Here is a 19,393-nt window from a genome sequence, read left to right as displayed (position 1 = left end):
AATTTCTCACTCCTTTTTATTAATTTAATGCAAAATATTCCTTTTCATATAAATATCCATTTTTTCTAATTAAGTTTGGCAGCACGTATTGAGCTACAAACATTCCAATTAAACCAATTAATGCAGAAACCATTATTAATGCTAATGATAACGGTTTATTATACATAACAAACAAGTGATCATCAGGTCTATCTAATTCTAAAAAAAATCTTACAAAATTTCATGCAAAGAAATATGCAAAACATTCGACCCCTGCTTTTGTTGATATATAACTATTTAAATTATTTGCTCTATTAATTTCTTTAGGCTTTGAATATTTTTTATAATCTTGTTCTAAACTTCTTATGTATTGTTGCTTAGAATCTTCATCAATATTTTTAAAATAAGCTAAATCTCAAATATCTCTACTTGATTGAATTTTGTCATCTGATTTAATTCAAGGCATAAATCATTGTTTAACTGAAAATTTAAAGCTGTAATTATATTTACCAGTTTCTACTTTTCAAGGTTTTTTGCTTACTAATTTAGTTATGTTTGGAATTGCAAAAGTTATAATAAATCAAACAACTAATAGACTTAAAGATTCGTATAAAAAAATAGGAGATAATTGAACAAGGTCACCAGATTGAATTCCAAATTTAGGCATATCAACTTTAGCTTCAACCATTAAATTTCTAGTAATTCATTTTGGTAAATTCAAAACGTCTTCAACCTTTTCTCAGTTTACATTGCTTATTGTTCCTCATCCTGCTTCTTTGTGGGCAACTACACCAACTGGAGAACCCATTACTTCATGATTAAAGAAGTTTCCTCATCTACCAATTGCTTGACCAAGTAAAATATTTGGAACTATCGCATCAGCATAAACTAACATTGAAGTTTTTGTCTTTCTACCTACAAAGTAGAAAAGAATCATTCCTGCAATAAGACCACCATAAACTCCTCCATGAATTGCCATGCCTGCCTTTCAAAAAGCAAATAATCCTCAAAACCCCACTTGCCCGGCATTTATACCTGGTGCTTCTGCATTTAATTTTCCAAAGAAACTTGCACCAAATAAAGATGCAGGAATACAAATTATAATAGCAAGTGATAAATCAGTAATGCTTAAGCCTTTTTTTCAAAACTTATATAAAGTAAAAATAATTGCGACAAACATGCCAAGAGTCATTGCCATAGGATAAATTGAAATTCCACCATATGAAGCTTCTATGCCACCATAATGAACTGGTTCTGAGAATGAAGTCCCTTGCTTTCATTCAACATTACTTGTTTTTCAAAAAACAGACATTAACACAATAACGATCACAAAAAATGAAACTCATAAGGTCATCGAAATTATTTTTGTTTTATCTGAACTAAGTTTGAAATTATTAAAACTCAAATTTTTAATTTTCATATTATCTCCTTAATTTTACTTAATTATAACTCTTGAACATAATTTACTGCCATTTGACCAGCTAAAGCGCCATCTCCTGCAGCAATTGCAATTTGTCTTAAAGGTACGTCTCTTACATCTCCTGCAATAAATAAGCCCTTTATATTTGATTTTAGTTTTGAATCCCCTGTTAAATATCCTTCACTTTTATTTAAGTTCAAATTATCTAAAAATTGAGTTACAGGTGTTGCGCCAATATATGGAAATAATCCAGTAACACTTAATGTTTTTATTTCATTTGTTAAAATATTTTGAATTTCAACTGACTCAACCTTGTCTTTACCATTAACTTGTTTAACAATTGAGTTCATTAAAAATTCAACATTATCCAATTGCTCTAACTTTGATAAAGTAACTGGATCAACTCTAAAGTGATCTTTTCTAACAATGACATATAATTTACTTACAAACTTGCTTAAGTATATACCCTCTTCTACTGCAGAATATCCACCACCAACAATTGCAACTGGATTTCCCTTATGAAATGCTCCGTCACAAACAGCACAGTAACTAACGCCTTTCCCATATAATTCTTCTTCTCCAGGAATACCCAATTTATTTTCCAAAGTACCTGTTGCAATAATCACGCTCAAAGCTTCAATAGTTTGACCACTTCTTGTTGACACAACAAAAAAGTCATCTTGTTTTTCAATTTTAACTACTTCATCATAAACAAATTCTGCTCCCAAATTTATCACTTGCATATACATTTTTAGTGCTAAATCAGGTCCCTTTATAGAATCAAATCCTGGATAGTTTTCAATAGTATCTGTTTTTACCATTTTACCCCCAGGAGCTTCTTTTTCTAGAATAATTGTTTTCATTCCAGATCTAGCTGCGTAAACTCCAGCAGTAAGGCCTGCTGGTCCACCACCAATAATCAAAATATCTTTTAAATTGTCATTAGTATGTTTTTTCATATAATCATCCTGCTTCCCTTCATTTATATGGCACTATGAATTGTGTAATAACTACAATTGCAAGTCCTATTAAAATTATTAAACCTAGTACCAAAAAGTTTGTTATAACATGATTTGGAATCATGTATTCAGTTGGTTTTCTCTGTGTTTCTAAGATTGTTCTAAGTATACCATAACCAAGAATATAGAATCCTGATGCAACACCTGCTCTTGTTGCAATAAAACTATTTGGGTTATTAATAACTGCCAACTGTTTTGCAAATCGATTAACCCCTAAATACCTTTCACCAAAATTAAACCTTAAATTGATCTCTTGTTTTTGTTTTTTTAATTTATTTTTTTCAATTGCTACTAATTGCTTATACTCATTTTTCAGAATTTCATGTTTATCTTGACTACTAAATTTAATTTTTTTATTGGTATCCATTTTTAATTTTTCTAATTTAATTTTTAATTGCTTTTTATCATTTTCAAGTTTAAAATTTGTATTCAATAAATCTTGCTTTCAATCTTCAATTTCTTTTACTATTTTTGCATTAGATTCATAATCAGGTTCAACTCAATAATAAGCCTTATTCCATACGCTTCTTAAGCTCATTGTTAATTCGATAGTTTCTTTACCGTTTTTAATAATTTTTTTACGTTTATATTTAATTGGCGCTAAAGTATATCAGTCCTTTAATTCTTTTTCTGAAATAGTCTTATATTTAGGATTCCAGAAACATGGATAAGCTTCTGGTGTAATGTTTCAAGGATTATTTTTTTTGTTAGCGAATCTATTAATATTTTTGACACCAAAAGTAATTAATAACCAAAGAATGATATTACCTACACCTTCTATTAAAAATAACGGTTGTCTAAACTGAATAGGATTCTCCAATACATCAGCTAGTGTAGCACCACCAGAAGCTATAACTCATTGACCATTAACAACTTCACAAAGAACATAAGCGTTAGGGTCAAGTGAGCCATTCGTAATTTGAATTCATCATGTTGGGTCATCATAAACTCCTTTAGATAAATCAGTAGCAAGTCTATAGTTTAATAAATCTGGAAAATAAAACAATCTATGTTTAATAAAATTTGGCATTCACGAAATGCTATCATAACTAATACCATTACCTAAAATTTCTTGATTATATAAATTCCCTCATCTTCCCAAAGCATGACCTAATAAAACATTAACAATTATTAAATCCAAATAAACTCACATTGAAATTTGAGTAACCTTACTTCTTTTATAAAATCATCCAAAACCTGCAACACTTCCTAAACCAATTGCTCCAAAAAATGACATACCTGGTTGCCAAAAGAAAAATACTTTATAGAAATTAGAAAAACTTTGATAATTTGGTAAAAATACTTTTCCAAAAAAAGTTCCCCCAATAATTCCAATTGGAACAATAATAACTATTCCTATTTCTAACTCTCTTAAAGGTATTTTTCTCTTATTCATTTGAATAACAGTTATTAGTATAACTAAACATATTCCCAAAAACATGAAAACCGGATAAGCAGGCACTAAACCAAAAAGAAGACGCATGTCTTCAGGTGATTTACTATTTTGATTTAGTCATAGATAAAAATCATAATAAGTCATGCCTTCTTTTCACATAAGTCCTCTATTCTGTTAATTCACTGTTTCTTTTTGCTAATAATTCAATGATATCTTGCGCATCTACACTTTCGTTTACTTTAAGTTGACCAACGGCCGCTTCAATAATATTTGCTAAGTTTCTACCAGCACTAACTGGCACTCTTAAATATGGGATTTTTAAACCTAAAAAATCTTTTTGAGTTCATTCATTTCCTAGTCTATCTGTATTGTCTATTCCACCTTCTTGGAATTTGAATAATTCAATACCCATGTGAATTCTAGTTTCTGGCATTATAAGTTGGTGACCTTGAACTTTTGAGATATCAATAATACCAATTCCTCTTACTTCAATTAAGTTCTGCAATAAAGGATGTGATTTTCCAAACAATTCACTGTTTCTATTTGAAATGATTATTCTGTCATCCCCTACAAATAAGTGGTTTTTCTTCATTAATTCAAGAGATACCTCTGATTTACCTATTCCAGATTGCCCAAAGATTAAAACACCTTTGCCAAAAATATTCATCAAGGTTGAATGAACTTCAATTGTTGGAGCAAAATACAAGTCATAAATATCTAAAATTTTTTGAGTTAATTCACTAGTTGATGGATAGTTTATTCTTAATAAAGGAAAATCTAATTTAGTAGCTACTTTATTTAATCTTTCATCTGTAAACTTTTGTGTAATTATAATTACAGGTGAACCCATTTTCAATAAATTAGTATACTTTTCAAAAGCTTCTTTATCAGAAAATTGCCTCATATAATTATTTTCTTTTGAAGACATTAAAATAGCACGTTTATGCTTTTTGTCTTCTTGTTCATTAAAATATCCTGTTAATTCTAAACCAGCACGGTTTAGACCATAAACTGTAATTTCATTATTTATATGTTCTGCACCTGAAATAAATTCAAAATCAAATTTATTTGCTAGTTCCTTAATAGTTAATTTGCTCATTAGATACAGCTCCTTTTTTATTATTATAATTTTACTATATTTGTTCTATAAATGATTATTAGTAATTGCAATTAAAATAAACTTTACTTTAAGTATCTACTTATAAAGTAAATAAAAGCCATTTCATAATTGAAATGGCTAATTTTAACAAAAAAACATATAAGACCATTTATAGAATTTTACATTTTAAAATAATTTGACTAGCATCTTTTCTTATTGACCTACTAAGTATTAAGAATGCAATTTTCATTGACAAGTAAAACACTAAGAATGGTATTATAAATATAACACTTAACATCAAATCAATCGATAATTGAAAACCTGCTCCAAGATCTGCTCCAATAGAAGCAATAGGAAAAACATATGTAAAAAATTCAATAAACTTTCCTTGTTCATTTTTTATCTCTTTCTTTTTTCAGCTATAAATAGAGATATTATTTTCTAATTTTTTGATTACAATAATTTTAATATTATTTATTCTATAAATAACTGCTAGTAACTATAATAATATGAAAAATGCTTTTAAATTTTTGTTTTTTTTAATACAAAATTAAGTTCTCCGCTTTTTAAAAACCAAGGCCTTGAAGGTTGACTAATTTCGCTTTTTAGCAAAATGCTAGTTATTTTCATACATGCGTAAATGCTTGGAATAAATATCATTAATTCAATAGGGAGAATAATTATTTTTTTTACAAAATTTATCGCTGCTAAACTAGTATAACCACTTGCAACTAAACAAATTGGTGTAATTAGAAAACTTGTTATTGCTAAGCTTAAGATTAAAAAGAATATCATTTTCACAAATCATCAATTATTCCTTTTAAATAAAAATACTAATGACCCACAAAATCCAATAAAAATTTTAGCGAACATAAACCCAAAGTGAAATGCTCCACTTATATTTATCATTGATCCAACCAAGTCTGAACAAAATCCAGCAACAATTCCTCCAAGTGGCCCAAATATCATTCCGGCAAAAAATATCATAAAGTTACCTATCATAATTCTAAAACCAAATACCATAGAATAACCTACAACATTTGTAAGAATAATACTTAATGCAACAATTAAACCTAATAATGCAATATTTTTTACTGTGAATTTTTTAGCATGAATTTTATCTATTCCAATTCCAATGAAAAATATTAAGAGGATAAGTAAGCCTGCTATTAAATTTGTTATTCAAAATAGCATGAAACCACCTCTTTTCTTATTTATTAGTTAAGTAATCATAAACCTGTGGAATAAAATACAAGCTTCCACAAATTAATAAATTATTTTCTGATTCTTCAATAAACTTTTTTCAATCTTTAATTTTATTTATATGATCAATATTGTTTATTTCTCATGATTTGTGGAAATCAAAATTTGTGATATTAACGCTATCAAAGTTAGCATCTAAAGAATAAAGTATTTTTCTATGTTCTTTTCCTTCAATTGCTCCATATAAAACAGTTCACTCATTTTTATTTTCAATACTATTGATCAAAGAATTAATACCATCTAAATTATGAGCTCCATCAATTATAATTTTTCTATTACGATAGTTTATTTGAGTAAATCTTCCAACCATTGGTTTTAAATCTAAACATTTAAAATTATTGATGCCTAAAAATTCTAAAGCTTTTTTTGCTAAACCTTTATTAGCCTTTTGATATTTTATTGTTTCCTCTTCCAATTTGTTTGAGTATAAAACACTAATTTCTTTATTCAACTTACTTTCTATAATTTCTTTATACTTATAATTGTCATCACTAATTATTAATGTTGTTTTAGGTTTTGCAATATTAATTTTTTGATAAATTATTTCTTCAATTGTTTCTCCTAATATTTCTGTGTGATCATAAGAAACTGAAGTTAATAGAGTTACTAACTGATTTGAAAATAAATTAGTTGAATCTTTTATTCCACCTATTCCAGCTTCAATTACAGCTATATCAACTTTGTTATCATAAAAATAGAGTATTGCTATTAATGTTCATATTTCAAAAAAAGTTAAATTAAATGATGAGATATATTCATCAATTTTTTTAATGTATAGATTTAAATCTTCATCACTTATAGGTTTATTGTTAATTTGAATTCTTTCATTGTGATATAAAAATGCTGGTGATATAAATAATCCTACTTTTTTATATTTTTCTTTTAATCCATTTGAAACATAAAAAGAAGTACTGCCTTTTCCATTTGTTCCAACTACATTAATTGTTGGTATTTGTTTTTCAGGATTGTTTAATAAGTCTAAAACCTTTGAAAGATTATATTCATTTTGAAATCTTTTTTGAACAGGTATTAAAAAACTATTTACTGAAATCATTATATAAATATCCTTTTAGATATTGACCCGTATATGAACCTTTAGCATCAGCAACTTGTTCTGGTGTTCCTGTGGCAACTATTAATCCACCACCAACTCCACCTTCTGGACCTAAGTCAATAACATAATCTGAAACTTTAATAAAATCTAAGTTATGCTCAATTGCAACTACTGTATTTCCTAAATCAACAAGTCTATTTAAAACGTGCACCAATCTCTTTACATCATCAATATGTAAACCAGTAGTTGGTTCATCTAATAAAAACATAGTTTTACCAGTTTGTTTTTTTAATAAATATGTAGACAATTTGATTCTTTGAGCTTCTCCTCCAGATAAAGTTGTAGCTGACTGACCAAGTTTAATATATCCTAAACCAACTTCTAAAATTGTATCTAATTTGTCTTTAATGCTAGGTATGTTCTCAAAAAATTTAGCTGCTGTTTCCACAGTCATTTCTAATACATCAGCAATTGTTTTGTCCTTAAATTTTACTTGTAAAGTTTCATCATTATATCTTTTACCTTCGCAAATTTCACAAATAACTTCAACACTAGGCATAAATTGCATTGAAATAGTGATTACACCATCTCCGTAACAGTTTTCACATCTTCCACCAGAAACATTAAATGAAAATCTACCTTTTTTGTATCCGCGAATTTTTGCTTCTGGTAAGTTAGTAAATAAATCTCTAATATCATCAAAAACACCAGTATAAGTTGCTGGATTTGATCTTGGTGTTTTACCAATGGGTTCTTGAGAAATAAAAATTACTTTATCAATGTTTTCTAGACCATTCATTTTACTAAATTTTCCTGTAACAATAGTTTCTCTAGATAAATTTTTTCTTATTCCTTTGTAAATAATGTCTTCTAGTAAAGTTGATTTACCAGAACCACTAACCCCTGTAATGGAAATAAATTTATTCAATGGAATAGATACATTAACATTTTTTAAATTGTTTTCTCTAGCACCAACAATATCAATTTTTAATCCATTACCTGTTCTTCTTTTTGTAGGAACAGGTATAGTTTCTTTTCCTGATAAATATCTTCCTGTTATAGTATCTGATTTAAGAATTTCATCATATGTGCCACTAAAAGTTATTTCTCCACCATGTTCCCCAGCATGAGGACCCACATCAACAATTCAATCCGCTGTTTTCATTGTATCTTCATCGTGTTCTACCACTATAAGTGTATTTCCTAAATCACGCAAGTGTTGCAAAGTTTTTATTAATTTATCATTGTCTCTTTGGTGTAAACCAATTGAAGGTTCATCAAGAACATATAAAATACCTGTTAATTGACTACCTATTTGTTTTGCAAGCCTAATTCTTTGAGCTTCTCCTCCAGATAAAGTTGTTGCTGTTCTTGCTAAATCTAAATATCCTAAACCAACTTCATTTAAAAAACTTATTCTATTAGTAATTTCTGTTAAAACTAAGTTCGCAATTTTAGCTTGTGTTTCTGATAATGAAACACTTAAAATGAATTCCAATTCGTCTTGAATACTCATTCTAGTAAAATCAAAAATATTCTTATCATTAATTTTAATTGATAATGCTGTTGTGTTTAATCTAGCTCCATCACATGATTGACATACACTTGATGACATGAACTTTGTATATCATTTTCTAATTTCTTCTGATTTTGTTTCAAAATATCTTCTTTGAATTAAGTCAGCAACACCTTCAACAAAGTCATATGAATCATATCTTCTTCCACTACTACTTAATAATTTAATTTCAATTTGCTCGTCACTACCACGCAAGATTGCTTTTACTTGTTTATTAGTTAATTCTTCAATTGGTAAATTCATATCAATGTAATAGTAATCACATAATATTTTAAATTTTTGTCATTCTAAATTATCAGTATTTAAGAAGTTTTTAAAGTAAACTACTCCACCTTGATTAATTGATAAAGATTTATCAGGAATAATAAGCTCTGGATCAGCAACTAGTCTAACCCCTAAACCGTCACAATCTTCACATGCACCCAAAGGAGCATTAAATGAAAATAGTCTTGGTTCTAATTCAGGAATATTAAATCCACAAATATTACATGAATATGAATTAGAAAATAACTTATCTTCTTTATCTTCAGTTTGTGGATATTTAATTTTTACTAAACTTTCTGAATATTGTAAAGCTATTTCAATTGCAGAAAATAATCTTGAATGAACTTCATCATCATTATGATAAATTAAACGGTCAACAACAATATCAATATTATGTCTTTGATTTTTTTCTAATGTTATTTCTTCTTCTAACATTTTAATTTCACCATTAACCAAAACCCTAATAAATCCCTCAGCTAATAATTTTGCAAATAAGTCTTTATGTGTTCCTTTTTTATCTCTAACTACAGGAGATAAAACATAAACCTGTTCTTCATCAAAAGTGCTATTTTTAATATTATTAATAATTTCTTTAATTGTTGCAGCATGAATTTTACCATGACCATTTATACAATATGGTGTTCCTACTCTAGCATATAATAACCTTAAATAATCATATATTTCTGTTACAGTTCCAACTGTTGATCTTGGGTTATGTGATGTAGTTTTTTGGTCAATTGAAATTGCTGGACTCAATCCTTCAATTGAGTCTACATCTGGTTTTTCATTACCACCTAAAAATTGTCTTGCATATGCTGAAAGTGATTCAATATATCTTCTTCTTCCTTCTGCATAAATTGTTGAAAAAGCTAGTGATGATTTACCACTACCGCTTAATCCTGTGAAAACAACTAACTTATTTTTCGGTATTTCAAGATTAACATCTTTTAAATTATTTTCTCTTGCACCTTTTATTATTATTTTATTTTCCATTATTTAACCTCACTTTTTTTAGCTTCTAATTCAATAATCGTATCTCTTAAAACTGCTGCTCTTTCAAAATCTAAATCCTTAGCTGCCTGAATCATTTCAGTTCTAATATCATCAATTGTTTTTTGATATGCCTGTTTTTTACCTTTAGCTGTTTTTTGTTTTCTAATGTTATCAAGTTCTTTTCTAGTTGCTTCACTTAAAGTTGACTGATTAATTTTTTTGACAATTGTAACTGGTATAATATTATTATTTTTGTTGTATTCTTCTTGAATTGAACGTCTACGGTTTGTTTCATCCATTGCTTCTTGCATAGCTGTTGAAATTGTGTCAGCATAAAAAATAACCTTACCATTTGCATTTCTAGCTGCTCTACCTGCTGTTTGAATTAATGATTTTGTATTTCTTAAGAATCCTTGTTTATCTGCATCCAATACACAAACTAAACTTACTTCTGGCAAATCTAATCCTTCACGTAATAAGTTAACTCCAACAACTGCATCATATACACCACGTCTTAAATCGTTTAAAATTTCACTTCTTTCAAGTGTTTTCAATTCAGAGTGTAAATATGCTACTTTAATATTTCTTTCTTGTAAATAATTTGTTAAATCTTCACTCATTCTTATTGTCAAAGTAGTAATAAATACTTTTTCATTGTTCTTTCTTCTTTGATGAATTTGCTCAATAATATCTTCAATTTGACCTTCAGTTGATTTGACCTCAATTATGGGATCTAACAGACCAGTAGGTCTAATGATTTGCTCTACTACTTCATTATTCACAAGTTCTAGCTCATAATCTCCGGGAGTCGCTGATGTATAAATAACTTGATTTAATTTACTTGTAAATTCTTCAAAATTTAAAGGTCTATTATCTAAAGCTGATGGTAATCTGAACCCATATTCAACTAGTGTTTGCTTTCTACTTCTATCAGTATTAAACATCCCTCTAGTTTGCGGAATCATAATATGTGATTCATCTATTATTGTTAAGAAATCTCCTTTAAAATAATCTAAAAGTGAATAAGGTGTCTCTCCAGGAGCTCTAAAATCTAAATGTGCTGAATAATTTTCAATTCCACTACAAAATCCAAACTCTTCTAAACTTTCTAAATCATATCTAGTTCTTTGATCCAGTCTTTCAGCTTCTAACAATTTGCCCTCTTCTTTTAATTCTTCGACTCTTAAAGTTAATTCCTCTCTAATGTTTAAACAAGCCTGTTTAAGTTTATCTTCAGGAGTTACATATGCTTGAGCAGGATAAATAGTTACTGTTGATATTCTTTCAATTAATGCACCTGTAACAATATTAAGCATATCAATCATTTCAATGTGATCATCAAATAAAGAAATTCTATACATTGCTGATAGAGATCAACCTGGAACAATTTTTATAACATCGCCTTTTACACTAAATGTTCCAGGAGCATTTTCAATATCATTTCTTGTATATCCTGTTTTAACTAAATACGAAAGCAGCATTTTTTTTGAAAATTTTTGACCTAACTTAACTTCAAAAAAACTTGATGCATATTCAATTGGATTTTGAGATGGATAAATTGCTGCAACAGAAGCAACAACTATTGTGTCATTACAAATTGATAGAGCGTTCATTGCACTCATTCTTAACATATCTAATTCCATATTTATTCTTGCATCTTTATTAATGTATAAGTCAGTTGCAGGTTTATATGCTTCTGGTTGAAAGAAATCGAAATTAGAAACAAAATATTCAACTCTATTATTTGGGAAAAACTCCATTAATTCATAATATAACTGCATAGCTAAAGTTTTATTATGAGCCAATACTAAAGTTGGTTTATTAATTTCTTTTATTACATTAGCCATTGTAAAAGTCTTACCAGTACCAGTAGCCCCTAATAGCACTTGATGTTTTTTATTTTGTTTTAACCCTTCAACCAAATTTTTAATTGCATTAGGTTGATCTCCACCAGGTTTAAAATTACTTTTTAAATCAAATTTATTATTATCTATATATTTCATATACTACCTCCTAGTATTAAAAATAATGAGCAAAACACTAGAGTTTGCTCTAGTGTTTAGTTCTATCCGATTCTTACTTTAGCAACTTCCCCACCATCATTATCATCATCGATAACAGATTTCAAAGAACTTGCGTCTTTTTTAATTAGTTCTATTTGTTCTTGTAAAGCAACTACAATATTTTTTGCAATTGTAATTTTTTGTTTTTCTTCTTCATTTTCAGAAGCTTTTATCTTCTCTTCAAATTTTTGAAGAACTTCCTCTTTTGTTGCTGTACCAATATCTTCAATTCCTAATAAAGCAAGCATGTTATCAATTTCTTCTTTTCCAATATTAACTGTTTTATTTCCAGAATTTTCTCTTCTCTTTTGAATTTCAATAACTAAACCAAGCATGATATCTCTTTGCATTGATAATTTTTTAATATCGTTTTGGTTTGTTGCCTTGCTAATTAATTCATCAAATTTATCATTAATATCTTTATTATTTATATTTGCTTTTGTTAATCCTGTTGTTTCTAATATATCATCAATAATTGCATCTGTAATCTCAATTTTTTGTGGTTCATTTTTTTGCTCAGGATCTCTTAAAATTATTTTAGATAAAATATCCACAACTTCTGAAGCAATATAAACTTTTGTTTTATTAAACAATTCAGTTGCTTGTTCAACATAAACAGCTAATGGGTTATTTTGAGCATATTGTTGTAAGTAAATACCAGCCTTAAGTTTTGAAGCAATATCAATATGTCTAGTTCAATATTTATCAAAAGAAGTCAAAATATTTTTTCTTTCCATTTGTAAAACTACATCTTCAGGAATATCAATAACTCTTGCTTTATAAAAATCAAGCATAGCTTCTGCGATTTGAATTGCCAAAGTCATTTTTTCTTTATTATAAAAGTCCTTTGCTACAAATCTTTTGTGTGCTACAAGTTTTCCATCAATCGCTGCTAATAGTTTTTCAGCATTTAATGTTTTTTCATTATGAATTAATTCTGAGTTCTCTTCAATTAATTCATAAGCTACAGTAATTTCAAATTTTTTAATAACTACTTTTAAGTCTTCAGCTTCTAAAATAGAATCACGTTGAGCATACATGGCTTCACGTTGTTGAGCTAAAATGTTATCATAGTCTAAAACATTTTTACGTTGATCAAAGTTTAATCCTTCTAATTTTTTTTGAGCATTTGTGACGGCTCTTGTAAAGAACTTAGATTTAATATGTTCATCCCCTAAACTTAAAAAGCTTTTTCTAGCTCTTGGAGAAGCAAAACGAACCATTAAATCATCTTCCATTGAAATATAAAACCTTGACATACCAGGATCTCCCTGACGGCCACTTCTTCCTCTTAATTGGTTATCAATACGTCTTGCTTCGTTTCTTTCAACTCCAAAAACAATAAGACCACCAAGTTCTTTTACTTCTTTGCTTAATTTAATATCTGTTCCACGACCGGCCATATTAGTTGCAAGTGTAATTGCTTTTTTTTGTCCAGCTTGAGCAACAATATCTGCTTCTCTATCATGGTTTTTGGCATTAATCATTTCAAAGTGTAAACCCGCTTTTTCTAAGTATCTAGCAATTTGTTCTGATGATTCAACACTTGTTGTACCAATAAGAATAGGATTTCCAATTTCATTATAATGTTTAACATCTAACATTAATTTTTTAAGAGCTGCATTCTTTGTTCCAAATGTAAAATCTGGTTCATCTTTTCTAATAATTGGTCTATTAGTTGGACAAACAACAACTCTTGTATTATAAATCTTAATAAATTCTTCTTCTTCAGTTTTTGCTGTACCTGTCATACCAGATAATTTTGAGTATAAACGATAAAAGTTTTGATAAGTAATTGTTGCTAATGTTGTTGTTTCTTCTTCAATTTCAACTTTTTCTTTAGCTTGTATTGCTTGTTGAAGTCCGTCAGAATATGCACGACCTTTTAAAATTCTCCCTGTAAATTGATCAATCAATTCAACTTCACCAGTAGCAACAGTATATTCAACGCCTTCTTTAAAAGTAAAGTGAGCTTTCAATGCATTTAATATTAAGTGAAAAATTTCAGTATTTTCTAAAGCAAATAAGTTATCCAATGAAAAGAAATCTTTAGCTCTTTTCATACCTGCTTCTGTTAAATAAACTTGTTTTGTTTCTAAGTCAATATCAATGTCTTGTTTTTCATCAACTTTTTGTGCAAATTCATCTGCAGCTTTGTATAAATTAATTCTTGAAGATGATCCACCAGAAATTATTAAAGGTGTTCTAGCCTCATCAATAAGAACAGAGTCGGCCTCATCAATAATTGCATAATTCAGTTCTCTTTGAACTTTATGCTCTTTATTTATAACCATATTGTCTCTTAGATAATCAAATCCTAGTTCTGCATTTGTTGTATAAGTAATATCTGCATGATAAGCTGCTCTTTTTAGATGTTTTGGCATTCTTGTTCCATTAAGACCAACAGTAATTCCCAATAAATCAAAAACTTGACCATTTATTTCAGAGTCACGTCTTGATAAATATTCGTTTACTGTAACAATATGAACCCCTTTTCCTGTTAAAGCGTTTAAATAAGCAGGGAAAAGACCTGTTAAAGTTTTACCTTCACCAGTTCTCATTTCTGCAATATCACCAAAATGTAAAATAATTGCTCCTGTTAATTGCACTTTATAAGCATTTAATCCTAAGACACGATTTGCAGCTTCTCTTGCTAATGCATATGACTCAATGATTAAATCATCAATATTTTCACCATTTGCAATTCTGTCTTTAAATTCTTGTGTTTTGACTGCAAAATCTTCATTTGCTAGTTTTTTCATTTCTGGTTCTAATGAAATAATTTGATCTGCATATTTACCATACATACGAAGTAAACTTTTGTCTGATGCCATTTTGCCTCCTAATAATTAATTTTTTAACTTTAATAATTATAATGATTATAATCTATTTAGTAAAGGAGAAATGACTTTTGAATACAATAAAAAATGAATCAGTTTATTCACAAACTATTGAAATTAAAAAATCAAAATTTATTTGTCATGTAAAACAAGTAAATTCTAAACAAGAATTAGATAATTTTTTAAAAGACTTTTCTTCTGCTGACGCAAAACATAATTGTTATGCATACAAAATAGGCGTTGTAAATATTTTTGGTGGTTATAGTGATGATGGAGAACCAAAAGGAACTGCTGGAAAACCTATTTTTAATGTAATTGAAAAGAATAATTTAACGAATGTTTGTATTATTGTAACTAGATACTTTGGTGGTATTAAGCTTGGCGCTGGCCCTTTAACAAGAGCGTATACTTCAAGCGCAGCAAATATCTTAAAGATTGCTGTAATTGATACTGTTAAAGAATGAAATATTTTGCGAATTAAATTTAATATTAAAAATAAAAAAGAAATTGAACAATTTTTAAATAAAAATAACGTAGAAATTTTAGAAAAAAACTTTTCCAATTTAAATTGCTTATTTGAAATTAATGCTAAAGATAGTCAAATTATTGAAATAAAGCACATGCTTATTTAGCAATTTTTTATTTACCTTTTAGTTTGTTTACCTTAGTGATATAATGTTACTTGTAAGGAATTTGAAAAAATGAATACATTAAATGAAAAACGCACGATATTAATTATCGACGGATATCATTTGCTACATAAGGGTTATTATGGAACTCTTAAGAGAAAAAAATTAGCAACAAACAGAGAAGGTGTGCCTATAAACGCAATTTACACTTTTGTTGCAAAAATTAATCAATTAGTAAAGAAAAACAACTACTATACCATTATCGTTACATTAGATATGGATGAAGGTTGTTGACGTCGAGAACTATATCCAGAATATAAAGCAAAAAGAAAAGAAACTCCCGAAGATTTAGTTCCACAAAAACAAATCATTAGAGAATTTTTAAGTGCGGCCAATATACCTTGATATGAAATGCCAAGATATGAGGCTGATGACATTATGGGAACAATAAACAGAATTGCGACTAATCTTGATTATAACGTTCACATTTTGTCTAATGACAAAGACATATTTCAATTGGTTAGTGATAAAACAACTGTTATTACAAACAATAGTAAAGATGATGCACATATTTTAATTGATAAAGACAAAGTTTTTGAAAAGTTTGGTTGTTACCCAAATCAAGTTGCTGATATAAAAGCATTAATGGGAGATCCTAGTGATAATATCAAAGGTGTTAGATATCTTCACTATGCTCAGGCAATTGAATTACTTAACAAATACGAAAACATAGATTTAATTTTTGAACATATTGATGAAATTAACAAAAATATTGCAAAAAGATTAAATGAAAGTAAAGAATTAATTTTAGTAAATAAAAAAATAACTAAAATTCAAGATCGTCTTCCAATAGGTCGTGTGAATTTAAAACCTTTAAAAGTAAATTGATATGGCTTAGGTAAATTTTTGAAAAAACATAAAATGTGAGCATACGTTGCTGATGTTGAAAAAATGGCTGAATTAGCAAAACAAAACAATATGACTGGAAAGGCAGCAAAGAACAAAAATGTTTCAAACAAAAAATAAAAACTATTTAATTTTAAAAATACTATTATTAAGTTTCTTTATATTAACCATTTCTTTATTTATAATTGGAAGTTTTTTTGACATGCAAATAAATACATGATTTGCTCAAGGGATGGATAACTATTCTTTAAAAATAATTGTTTGAATTTATGAAGAATTAGGAATGACACAATCTTTTGTTTTTATTTTTTGTTTTGTTGCAGTAATACTTGAAGTAACTTATTTTTCATCAAATAAAAGTAATAAGTGGAAAATAATCTTATACATTTATTATGTTGCTTTTCTTGTTTATTGAATAACTTTTAATTTAATTGCAATAATTTCTGCTCCTAATAGAAACGATGGATATGGATCAGGAGTAAACGCGATATTTTTTGAAAGCCAAAAAATTCGACAGTATATTTTAATTTTTTTATTTGTTATTGAAAGTCTTTCTTTTATTTGCTTATTTTACTATTTACGATTTAAATTTTCTAAAAGACAGGATTTATTGGTTAATGGTTATAGAGTTGATGCGATAAAAGCTTTTGTTATTTTTTTATTAACAAGTCTTGTTGTTTGAATAATGAAACCTACTTTTGGTCGCCCTTATTTTTATAGTGTTGACTTTGAAAATATCTTTTACTCTGAGCAAATGAAAGCAGAATGAGCTCAATATTGAATTCAAACCGGGCATACAATTAAAAGTTGGGGTTATCTGAATGGTACAAATGTTGAATCTGTTCCTTATAAAGAATGATGACAAGTTAATGATTTTTTTGGAAATATAACTAGTATTTTTAAACCCTTAGGCTCTGGAGAACCAGGTTGATGAAATATGGATTTCCCATCTGGACATATGAATTCTTCTTTTACAATTTTGTTTGCTGGATATTTCTTTTTGGGAGAAAAAAAGAAAAGAAAAATTAATTGGTATAAATGAGTCATTATAGTCATTTGGTTTATTCATATAAATATAATGCAATACACTCAAATAATTTCAAGAACACATTGAATAACAGATACATCTTTTACAATATCAATTTCACTATTTGCTTTAATTATAAATGGAGCAATTATAGATAAAATAATAAGTAAGTATAACTTAAAGCATAATAAAAACTTTAGATAGGGAGTTACTCCCTTTTTTATTTTTATTATTTTGATAAAATTAAAAAGATTTATTTTTAAGGAGAAAATATGAGTTTAATAGTATTAGATAATATAACACACCAAAATGGTGGAAAGAAATTATATGAAGAATCAAGCATGCGAATCAATAAAGGTGAGCATGTGGCTCTTTTAGGTCCAAATGGTGCTGGTAAAACTACTCTTTTAAACATTATTGCACAAAAAATAGTTCCTGATCATGGTGAAGTTGAATGACATCCAAAAGCAAAAATCGGATATCTTGATCAACATCAAGAAGTTGATATGACAGTTAGTGGGGAAGAATATTTAAGAGACGCATTTAATTATCTTTATGACATAGAAGCACAAATAAATAAAATTTATGAGGACATGGCCATAGAATATAAAGAAGAAGAACTCGTTAAAGCATTGGCTTTGCAAGAAGAATTAAATATAAAAGGTTTTGATAGTATAGATAAACAAATAGGAAATTTAGTAACTGGTTTAGGGATTGAACCTGATAATATTAAAAGACCATTAGGGTCTCTTTCAGGAGGGCAAAGAGGGAAGATTTTATTAGCAAAGTTGTTATTAAAAAATGACGATTTTATTTTGCTTGATGAACCTACTAACTTTCTGGACGTTGAACAAGTTGAATGACTTGTTAACTTTTTACAGAATTATGAAAATGCTTTTTTACTAGTATCTCATGATAGAGACTTTATAAACAGAACAGTAAATATAATTTACGCAATTGAAAATTTAGAAATTGTAAGATACGTAGGAAACTACGATAAATACTTAGAACTTTCTTCTCTAAGAGCTGAGCAATACGATAAAGCTAGAGAATCACAACAAGCACAAATTTCAAAATTGAAGGATTATATAGCAAAAAACGGTGCTAGAGCTTCTACAGCCCGTAGTGCTCAATCTAGACAAAAACAATTAGAAAAAATTGATGTAATGGATGCTAGAAAAGAAAATGCAAAACCTAATATGCACTTTAAATATCGTAGACCTAGTTCTACAGTCATTGTTAAGGCTGAGCAATTGGAAATAGGTTATGACTTTGCCTTAACAAAACCACTAACTTTTGAATTGCGTGAAGGAGAAAAATGTATTGTTAAGGGTTATAATGGAATAGGTAAAACAACGTTCTTAAAAACGATTGCAAACGAAACACCAAAAATTAATGGTGATGTTCAGATTGGACAAGGAGTTTATACTAATTTTTTCCATCAAATTGATGACTTTGAAGAGCATGAAACACCAGTTAGTTATTTATTAACAAGATACCCTCAAATGACTCCAGGAGAGGTTAGAGCTAAAATTGGTATGTTTGGTGTTAAGAGCGATTTAATGATGAATAAAATGAAAGATCTATCTGGAGGAGAACAAACCAAAGTAAGACTTGCTGCTTTAAGTTTAGAACCTAGTAGCTTGTTAATCTTAGATGAGCCCACTAACCACATCGATGTATTAGCTAAAGAATCTTTACTTGATGCAATTAAACAATTTGAAGGTACTGTTCTAATAACTACACACGATATTAACTTTGAAACACAATGGGCTGATAAAGTTTTAAACTTTGAAGACATACTTGGATAATAAAAAGTACCAAAGAAATTTCTGAATTATTTTCAGATTTGTTTGGTACTTTTC

At 28.2% G+C, this 19,393-nt stretch carries 13 protein-coding genes; 4 read left to right on the top strand and 9 right to left on the bottom strand.

All coding sequences use genetic code 4. The annotated features are described in order from the left end of the window. Positions 1 to 19 precede the first annotated feature (19 nt). From CK556_RS00400 to secA, 9 genes are all read right to left on the bottom strand, one after another. Positions 20 to 1,399, bottom strand: a complete 1,380-nt coding sequence (locus CK556_RS00400; RefSeq protein WP_027875788.1) for a prolipoprotein diacylglyceryl transferase — start codon at positions 1,397 to 1,399, stop codon at positions 20 to 22. Positions 1,400 to 1,422: 23 nt separating this feature from the next. Beyond that, a complete protein-coding gene (trxB, locus tag CK556_RS00395; protein ID WP_027875789.1) occupies positions 1,423 to 2,358 on the bottom strand; it encodes a thioredoxin-disulfide reductase in 936 nt (311 codons plus the stop codon). Next, positions 2,342 to 3,973, bottom strand: a complete 1,632-nt coding sequence (locus CK556_RS00390) for a prolipoprotein diacylglyceryl transferase family protein (protein WP_027875790.1) — start codon at positions 3,971 to 3,973, stop codon at positions 2,342 to 2,344. Before CK556_RS00390 ends, trxB begins: the two co-directional genes overlap by 17 nt. A gap of 7 nt (positions 3,974 to 3,980) precedes the next feature. Next, entirely contained in the window at positions 3,981 to 4,913 is a 933-nt protein-coding gene (gene hprK / locus CK556_RS00385; protein WP_027875791.1) for an HPr(Ser) kinase/phosphatase, read from the bottom strand. A 522-nt stretch (positions 4,914 to 5,435) separates the two neighbouring features. Further along, positions 5,436 to 6,107 (bottom strand): folate family ECF transporter S component, encoded by a 672-nt coding sequence (locus CK556_RS00380; protein ID WP_027875792.1) that lies wholly within the window; start codon positions 6,105 to 6,107, stop codon positions 5,436 to 5,438. Between the two features lie 16 nt (positions 6,108 to 6,123). Further along, entirely contained in the window at positions 6,124 to 7,230 is a 1,107-nt protein-coding gene (locus tag CK556_RS00375) for a bifunctional folylpolyglutamate synthase/dihydrofolate synthase (RefSeq protein WP_027875793.1), read from the bottom strand. Continuing rightward, a complete protein-coding gene (gene uvrA, locus CK556_RS00370; RefSeq protein ID WP_027875794.1) occupies positions 7,214 to 10,066 on the bottom strand; it encodes an excinuclease ABC subunit UvrA in 2,853 nt (950 codons plus the stop codon). The genes CK556_RS00375 and uvrA overlap by 17 nt, the downstream gene beginning before the upstream one ends. Continuing rightward, positions 10,063 to 12,066, bottom strand: coding sequence for an excinuclease ABC subunit UvrB (gene uvrB / locus CK556_RS00365; RefSeq protein WP_027875795.1), 2,004 nt, complete (start codon positions 12,064 to 12,066; stop codon positions 10,063 to 10,065). The genes uvrA and uvrB overlap by 4 nt, the downstream gene beginning before the upstream one ends. 62 nt (positions 12,067 to 12,128) lie before the next feature. Beyond that, positions 12,129 to 14,960, bottom strand: coding sequence for a preprotein translocase subunit SecA (gene secA, locus CK556_RS00360; RefSeq protein ID WP_027875796.1), 2,832 nt, complete (start codon positions 14,958 to 14,960; stop codon positions 12,129 to 12,131). A gap of 77 nt (positions 14,961 to 15,037) precedes the next feature. On the opposite strand from secA, the gene CK556_RS00355 reads away from it, so the two are divergent. The 4 genes from CK556_RS00355 to CK556_RS00340 all read left to right on the top strand — a co-directional run bounded on the left by CK556_RS00355 (position 15,038) and on the right by CK556_RS00340 (position 19,339). Then, positions 15,038 to 15,598, top strand: coding sequence for an IMPACT family protein (locus CK556_RS00355; RefSeq protein ID WP_027875797.1), 561 nt, complete (start codon positions 15,038 to 15,040; stop codon positions 15,596 to 15,598). Between the two features lie 69 nt (positions 15,599 to 15,667). After that, entirely contained in the window at positions 15,668 to 16,621 is a 954-nt protein-coding gene (locus CK556_RS00350) for a 5'-3' exonuclease (RefSeq protein ID WP_027875798.1), read from the top strand. Next, positions 16,602 to 17,732, top strand: coding sequence for a phosphatase PAP2 family protein (locus tag CK556_RS03925; RefSeq protein ID WP_027875799.1), 1,131 nt, complete (start codon positions 16,602 to 16,604; stop codon positions 17,730 to 17,732). Before CK556_RS00350 ends, CK556_RS03925 begins: the two co-directional genes overlap by 20 nt. Before the next feature lie 68 nt (positions 17,733 to 17,800). Beyond that, positions 17,801 to 19,339, top strand: a complete 1,539-nt coding sequence (locus tag CK556_RS00340; protein WP_027875800.1) for an ABC-F family ATP-binding cassette domain-containing protein — start codon at positions 17,801 to 17,803, stop codon at positions 19,337 to 19,339. Positions 19,340 to 19,393 lie beyond the last annotated feature (54 nt).

It is taken from the genome of Mesoplasma chauliocola, assembly GCF_002290085.1.
GTDB lineage: Bacteria > Bacillota_I > Bacilli_A > Mycoplasmatales > Mycoplasmataceae > Mesoplasma > Mesoplasma chauliocola.
The sequence above is the reverse complement of the archived record's forward strand: the minus strand, read 5'-3'. Positions and strand labels throughout refer to the sequence as shown.